The organism is Kouleothrix sp., assembly GCF_046328425.1.
GTDB lineage: Bacteria > Chloroflexota > Chloroflexia > Chloroflexales > Roseiflexaceae > Kouleothrix.
In genome coordinates, this window is record NZ_JAXLWP010000055.1 from 1 (window position 1) to 6,903 (window position 6,903).

Below are 6,903 nucleotides of genomic sequence, written 5' to 3' on the forward strand. Positions count from 1 at the left end.
GCTCGCGAGCGTCCGCCGGATGCACAGCGCCCCGATCGGCCCAACCGGCGCGGCGATGCTGAAGCCGATGATCAATCCTCTGAGCAGCAGGCTTGCGTCCATTCTATCTCCCTAAGCCACCAGGCGTGCGATGTGCTTCTCCAGCCGTGCGACGCGAGCCACCAGCCGTGCGACACGAGCCACCGGGCGCGTGCTGCGAGCCATCAGGCGTGCGATGTGCTTCTCCAGCTGTGCGACACGAGCCACCGGGCGCGTGCCGCGAGCTACCAGGCGCGTGCTGCGAGCCACCAGGCGCGTGCCGCGAGCCACCGGACGTGCGACACGAGCCACCGGACGCGTACCGCGAGCCACCGGACGCGTGCTGCGAGCCACCGGGCGCGTGCTGCGAGCCACCGGACGCGTACCGCGAGCTACTCCCCCGGACTGCGAGACTACGCCAGCACCTCGGACGGGTGGGTGATATACCCGGTCAGCGCCGTGGCTGCGGCCACCTCGGGCGAGCCAAGGTAGATATTTGCCTGCGGCGAGCCCATGCGCCCACGGAAGTTGCGGTTGCCGGTGAACAGGCACACCTCGCCTGGCGCCAGCACGCCCATGTGCCGCCCGATGCATGCGCCGCAGCCCGGCGTGCCAAGCGCGGCGCCCGCCGACAGCAGCGTGGCGAGCGTGCCGTCTTCGGTGGCCTGCCGTAGCGCCTCGCTGGTGGCCGGCACCACGATCAGCCGTACGCCCTTGGCTACTTTTCGCCCCTTGAGAATCCGCGCGGCCGCCGCCATGTCGGTGTAGTGGCCATTGGTGCAGGTGCCCAGGTACACCACGTCGACTGCGACCCGCCCCACGTCGCTCAGGTCGGCGACATTGTCGACGTAATGCGGCACGCTGACCTGCGGCTCGAGCGTCGCCAGGTCGACGTCGACTGTCTGGCTGTAGCGCGCGCCCTCTTCGACGCGCAGCCACTCGGGCACCTGGTTGGCAGTGGCCGCCCGGTCGATCGGCGCAAGCGCGGCGCCTTCCGGCAAGTCGAACAGCGGCGGAATGATGCCGGCCTTGGCGCCGACCTCGATCGAGAGCGTCGCCAGGGTCATGCGGTCGCCGGTGGAAAGGAACTCGACGCCGTGCCACTCGACCGACTGGTAGGTCGCGCCGTCGGCGCCGATCGCGCGGGCCACGCGCAGCCCCAGGTCTTTCGCGCTCACGCCGGGCCGGAAGCGGCCCCGCGCCTGCACGCGCACTGTCTCGGGAACGCGCAGCCACGTCTGGCCGGTGGCCAGCGCCAGCGCCATGTCGGTGGTGCCCATGCCGGTGCCGAACGCGCCCACGCAGCCGTAGCCCGTCGAGTGCGAGTCGCTGCCGACGATCAGCATGCCGGGCTGGGCCAGGCGCTCTTCCACCAGCACCGGGTGCGAGATGCCGCGCCCCACGTCGAACAGGTGGCTGATGCCCTGCTCGCGCACCCAGCGCCGCAGGTTGGCCTGGTGCTCGGCGTTCTGGATCGTCGCGGCCGGCGCCACGTGGTCGACAACCACCGCGATCCTGTCGGCGTCCCACACGCGCTCGGCGCCTAGCTCGCCGTGCAGTACCTTGATGATGCTGGGCGAGATGCTGTCGTGCATCATGGCCAGGTCGACATTCACCACGACATTTTCGCCGGCCTGCACCGGCCGGCTGGCCGCGTGCGAAAGGATCTGCTCCGCGAGTGTCTGTGCCATGTGTGTTCTCCTTTGTGGGCGTTAGGCGCCCTTGACGTAGGATTGCCCGCATGCTGTTGCCGCCGCGCCATGCCGGCGCGCGGCCCGAGAATGGCGACCAGGCGCGCCCGTACGCGGGTGCGCCGCGAGCACAGCCAGCGCTACGAGCACAGCAAAGCCGGCGTCGCGAGCGACTCGCAACGCGCCGGAGCAGTCATTGCTCGCCGGGGCCGCAGTGTGTGCCGAGCATACAAAATGCCCGCTTCACCGGTCTGGTGAAGCGGGCTTGTCTTCGCATCTCAGGACAAGCGAGCCTAACCAGACCGCGCGGCCGGCTTTTTGCTCTGCTTGACCTGCTTAACAAATGCGTTGATCATGTGTGCACGTGTAGTTGTTTTAGACGGCGGCGAGTATAGCATCGCTCCTGTAAAAAGTCAAGCGGTGGTTGAGACGCGCGCGCTGCAAACTTGACAGAAGCGCGGCTTCCCGCTATGCTGTTGCCGCATCTGAGCCTCCGAGGCGTGATTTCCGCCTTGCTGAGTTCCAAACTCTTTCGCTCAATCGAGGTATGCCATGCACCAAGAAACCTGGTCTCCGCTAGTGGAACCCGCGATTGGTTCCGCCGAGCGCCTGAGCTTCACAACCGCCGGCGACACGACCAACCAGTTTGTGTTGTGGTTTGCCAACCGGCTGCAAGAAACCTTGGCCCGCCAGGGCCACATCCATCGTACGGGCGCTCACGATGGTGGCGAGGGCTCCGGCGAGGCGGGCGCCGAGCCGCCGGTGCGGCTGGTGCTGAACCTGTGCGATTTCGACCGGCCGCGCCCGGTGCACCGCCGCGGCCAGGGCACGTTTGTCGCCACGATCGTCGAGGGCGCCGACGACGAGCGCGAGGTGATGAAGGCGGCCTACCCCGTGCTGGTGCGCTCGCTCTCGAATATGGTGGTGCTCAACACGCGCATCGGCGGCGTGCTCGAAAGCCACTTCATTACGATCGAGCAGGGCCACTATGTCGTGCGCCACGAGGGCGACGACCAGGAGTTCTTCGAGCGGATCTTCGAGCGCATCCAGCCGCTCGCCTGCAGCCACCTGGTGATCAACAACGACTTTGTGCCCAACCTGCCCGAGTCGCTCTGGAACGGCGACGAGCCGACGCGCCAGATCAGCTGGGCCGGCAAGCAGCTCGACACCATGGGCCTGCTGCCGGCGGCCTTTCCGATCCACGAGTTCCTCACCGAGCGCGACCTGCGCCACGTCAAGCGGCTCTACGGCATCGGCGGCCTGAGCTACGGCAACCTCAGCGCCCGCGCCCTGCACGACCCGGACACCTTCTGGATGTCGGCCTCGGGCGTCGATAAGAGCAAGCTCGAAACCGTCGGCCGCGATATCCTGCTCGTCACCGGCTACGAGCCCGAGCAGCTGATGATGCGCCTCAGCGTGCCACCGCAGGTCGAGCCGCGCCGCGTGTCGGTCGACGCGATCGAGCACTTCATGATCTACCGCGAGCATCCCGGCGTCGGCGCGATTGTGCACGTTCACGCCTGGTGGCGCGACCCGATCCTTTCGACCCAGGTGAACTACCCGTGCGGCACCTACGAGCTGGCCAGCGAGGTGGCCGAGCTGGTGCGCCAGGCGCCCGACCCCTCGCGCGCGGTGATTGGCCTCAAGAACCACGGCCTGACGATCACCGGCCCTTCGATCAAGGAGATCTTCGAGCGGATCGAGGGCATGATCGTGCCGCAGGTGCCGATGTCGTAGCGACGCCGGAGCTTGGTTTGGGGCGCGCGATCCGGCCTGCGCCGCGCGCTCGCCGTTGAACGTACATCCAATCGGGGGTGCCGTATGGCTCAGCTCGGCGAGAAGGTTGCGATTGTCACCGGCGCGAGCGGCGGCCTTGGCCCCGCGACGGTCGCGGCGCTGGTGGCCGCCGGCGCCACGGTGCTGGCGCCACACCGGCGCGCCGGCGATCTCGATCGGCTGCGCACTGCCGCCGGCCTGCCCGCCGCCGCGCCGCTCGGCGGCATGCTGCTCGACCTGACCGACGAAGAGGCGGTGGCCCAGGCCTACGCCGGCGTGGCCGCCCAGTACGGCCGCGTCGACATCCTCGTCAACATTGCTGGTGGCTTCGGCGGCGGCGCGCCAGTGCACGAGACGCCCTGGTCGCTCTGGCAGGGCCAGCTCGATATCAACCTCAAGACCACCGTGCTCTCGTGCCGTGCCGCCGTGCCGCATATGCTTGCGGGCGGCGGCGCGATCGTCAATGTTGGCACGCGCACTGCGACCCAGCCTGGCAAAAATCTCGCGGCCTACGCGGCCTCCAAGCGCGCGGTCGTGCAGCTCACCGAGGCGCTCGCCGCCGAGCTGCGCGACCACGACATCACCGCCAATGTGATCCTGCCCAGCGCGATCGATACCCCCGCCAACCGCGAGCGCGATCCTACCGCCGGCGGCGGGCGCTGGGTAAGGCCCGAGGCGATCGCCGAGGTGATTGTGTTTCTGGCTGGCCCCGGCGCGCGGATCATCAGCGGCGCGAGCATCCCGGTGTATGGCCGCGCGTAGCTGCCCGCTAGCCACCAAGACTCAAAGACGCAAAGACTATGCGGCTGCAGCGCGCCTTCGCAACTGTGTGTCTTTGTGGCATTTGAAAGGTATTGGGCCTAGCCGTCGATTAATGGAAGGAAGGCGATAGTGGCTCAACAGCTAGGAACCGAGGCGCGGCCACTGCGGGTCGCGATCGTTGGCGCTGGGCCGGCCGGCTTTTATGCCGCCGAGGCACTCCTGAAGCAAAAAGATCTGGTTCTGACAGTCGATTTCTTCAACCGCTTCCCCACGCCGTTCGGCCTGGTGCGCGAGGGCGTCGCCCCCGACCACCAGTCGATTAAATCCGTCACACGCATCTACGATAAGATCGCCGCCGACCCGCGCGTGCGCTATTTCGGCAATGTTACCTTCGGCGTCGACGTGCTGCACGAGGACCTGAAGGTGCTCTACGACCAGATCATCTATGCGGTTGGCGCCCAGACCGACCGGCGCATGAATATTCCCGGCGAAGACCTGGCCGGCAGCTACCCCGCTACCGCGTTCGTCGGCTGGTATAACGGCCACCCCGACTACCGCGACCTCGACTTCGACCTGAACCACGAGCGCGTGGTCGTGGTCGGCAACGGCAATGTCGCCATGGACGTGACGCGCATTCTGGTGACCAACCCCGACGAGCTGGCCAAGACCGATATGGCCGACTACGCGGTCGAGGCGCTGCGCGCCAGCAAGGTGCGCGAGGTGGTGTTGCTTGGCCGGCGTGGCCCCGCGCAGGCCGCCTTCACCAACGCCGAGCTGAAAGAGTTCGGCGAGCTTGAAGACGTGCAGGTGGCGATCGACCCGGCCGACCTCGATCTCGACGCCGATAGCATCACGGCCCTGGCCGAAGACAAGATCGCCGCGCGCAATGTCGAAATGCTGCGCGCCTATGCCGCGCGCACCGACTGGGCCGGCTCGAAGACCATTCGCATGTGCTTTCTCACCTCGCCGGTCGAGATCCTCGGCGCCGATGGCCACGTTGTGGGCGTGAAGCTCGAGCGCAACCAGCTGGTGTCCGATGGCCGCGGTGGCCTGCGCGCCAAGGGCACCGGCGCGTTCGAGTCGCTTGAGTGCGGCATGGTGCTGCGCTCGGTAGGCTACCGTGGCGTGCCGCTCAAGGGCGTGCCGTTCGACGAAGCCTCGTACACGATCATGAATGTGGCCGGCCGCGTGACGCACGCCAGCAGCGGCGAGCCAATCGAGGGCGAGTATGTCGTCGGCTGGGCCAAGCGCGGCCCCTCGGGCGTGATCGGCACAAACAAGCCCGACGCGGCCTCGACCGTCGCGGCTATGGTCGAGGATGTGGCGAGCCTGCCGGGCATCGACGACGCCAACCGCGACCCGGCGCGCGTTCTCGCGCTGCTCGAGGTGCGCAAGCCCGAGTATGTGAGCTACGCCGGCTGGAAAAAGCTCGACGCCTACGAGCTGGCGCAGGGCGCCGCGCAGGGCCGCCCGCGCCTGAAAGTCACGCGCGTGGCCGATATGCTCGACGTGATCCGCAACAGCTAGCCCGGCGCCTGCTGCTACCACAGCGGCACTGCGGCCTGGCTTTCTGCACCAGGCCACAGTGCCGCTGTGTTGCCTCGGCTGCTCGAACGGCCGGGCCTAGCCGATCCCCGCGAACAAGTCGTCCTCGTAGCCGTCGTGGGGCGGCAGCGCCACGCGCGCCCGCAGCAGCGTGAAGTATTCGACGCCGAACCAGCTGCGGCCAATATCCTCGGGCATCGAGAGAAACGGCCCGTCGGCGGCGATCTGCGTGCGGTGCTCGAGCAGCGCAGCGCGCTTCAGGCCCATAAACTCAGCCACATCGATCGCGGTGGTGATCAGCTCGTCGGGCGCGGTGAAGTTCTCGAGCTGGTAGTCGGGGTTGTCGAGCGGCGTCTTCATGCCGCGCTCGCGCATCCGCTCCCAGGCCTGGCGCGTCAGCTCGCGCGGGCGGTTGATCTCGTAGAGCTTGGATACCGCCCAGGCCGGGCCGGCCTCGGGGAAGCGCGCCGGGTCGGCGGCCGCCTCGAAGGCCGCCTGCGTGGCGTGATAGCAGGCGATATGGTCGGGGTGGCCGTAGCCGCCGTGCGCGTTGTACGAGATCAGCACCTGCGGCTGGTAGGCCCGCACCAGCCGCACCAGCCGCCCGGCTGCCTCGTCGGGGTCGGCCTGGTGAAAGCAGGCGGGGTGCTCGTTCGAGGGCCGGCCGGCCATGCCCGAGTCGCGGTAGCCCAGAAACTCCTGGTGCGCGATGCCGAGCAGCTCGGTGGCGCGGCGAAGCTCCTCGCGGCGGATCGTGGCCAGGCGCGCGTGGTTCTCCGGCGTGTCCATGTCCTTCACCACAATCTCGCCCTCCTCACCGAGCGTGGCCGTCACCAGCACTGTGCGCACGTGCTGCCTGGCGTAGCGCGCCAGCGTGCCGCCGGTGCCGATCACCTCGTCGTCGGGGTGGGCATGGACAATCATGAGAGTCGATTGGCTGTGCATGGGTTCGCTTTCTGTTGATACACTGTCCCGAATAATGGCACGAGCTACGCGGCGGGGGTTTGAGGGCGGCAAGGCCGCCCCTGAAAACTTCCTTTAGGGCTTACGCAGACGGCGCGCTTTGCCTTCGGCAGAGCGGTACTATGCTCCGTATCGTGTGCGGTTGTTG

Annotated in this window: 5 protein-coding genes and 1 pseudogene; 3 read left to right on the forward strand and 3 right to left on the reverse strand. The window is 67.9% G+C overall.

Annotated elements, in window-relative coordinates:
• Nucleotides 1–102, reverse strand: a pseudogene (locus U0177_RS28800) (LysE family translocator); the annotation flags it as partial.
• Between the two features lie 329 nt (nt 103–431).
• The gene (locus U0177_RS28805) at nt 432–1,709 is read right to left on the reverse strand and encodes a 3-isopropylmalate dehydratase large subunit (RefSeq protein ID WP_409574145.1); all 1,278 of its coding nucleotides are present in this window, start codon (nt 1,707–1,709) and stop codon (nt 432–434) included.
• Between the two features lie 552 nt (nt 1,710–2,261).
• Between U0177_RS28805 and U0177_RS28810 the strand changes: the two genes are divergently transcribed.
• The 3 genes from U0177_RS28810 to U0177_RS28820 all read left to right on the forward strand — a co-directional run bounded on the left by U0177_RS28810 (nt 2,262) and on the right by U0177_RS28820 (nt 5,774).
• Nucleotides 2,262–3,446, forward strand: a complete 1,185-nt coding sequence (locus tag U0177_RS28810) for a class II aldolase/adducin family protein (RefSeq protein WP_409574146.1) — start codon at nt 2,262–2,264, stop codon at nt 3,444–3,446.
• A gap of 84 nt (nt 3,447–3,530) precedes the next feature.
• A complete protein-coding gene (locus tag U0177_RS28815; protein ID WP_409574147.1) occupies nt 3,531–4,247 on the forward strand; it encodes an SDR family NAD(P)-dependent oxidoreductase in 717 nt (238 codons plus the stop codon).
• Between the two features lie 129 nt (nt 4,248–4,376).
• A complete protein-coding gene (locus U0177_RS28820) occupies nt 4,377–5,774 on the forward strand; it encodes an FAD-dependent oxidoreductase (protein WP_409574148.1) in 1,398 nt (465 codons plus the stop codon).
• Between the two features lie 96 nt (nt 5,775–5,870).
• Here the strand turns inward: U0177_RS28820 and mshB are convergent, their stop codons facing one another.
• On the reverse strand, nt 5,871–6,737 hold the full coding sequence (gene mshB, locus U0177_RS28825; RefSeq protein ID WP_409574149.1) for an N-acetyl-1-D-myo-inositol-2-amino-2-deoxy-alpha-D-glucopyranoside deacetylase: 867 nt from the start codon (nt 6,735–6,737) through the stop codon (nt 5,871–5,873).
• Nucleotides 6,738–6,903: the final 166 nt, after the last annotated feature.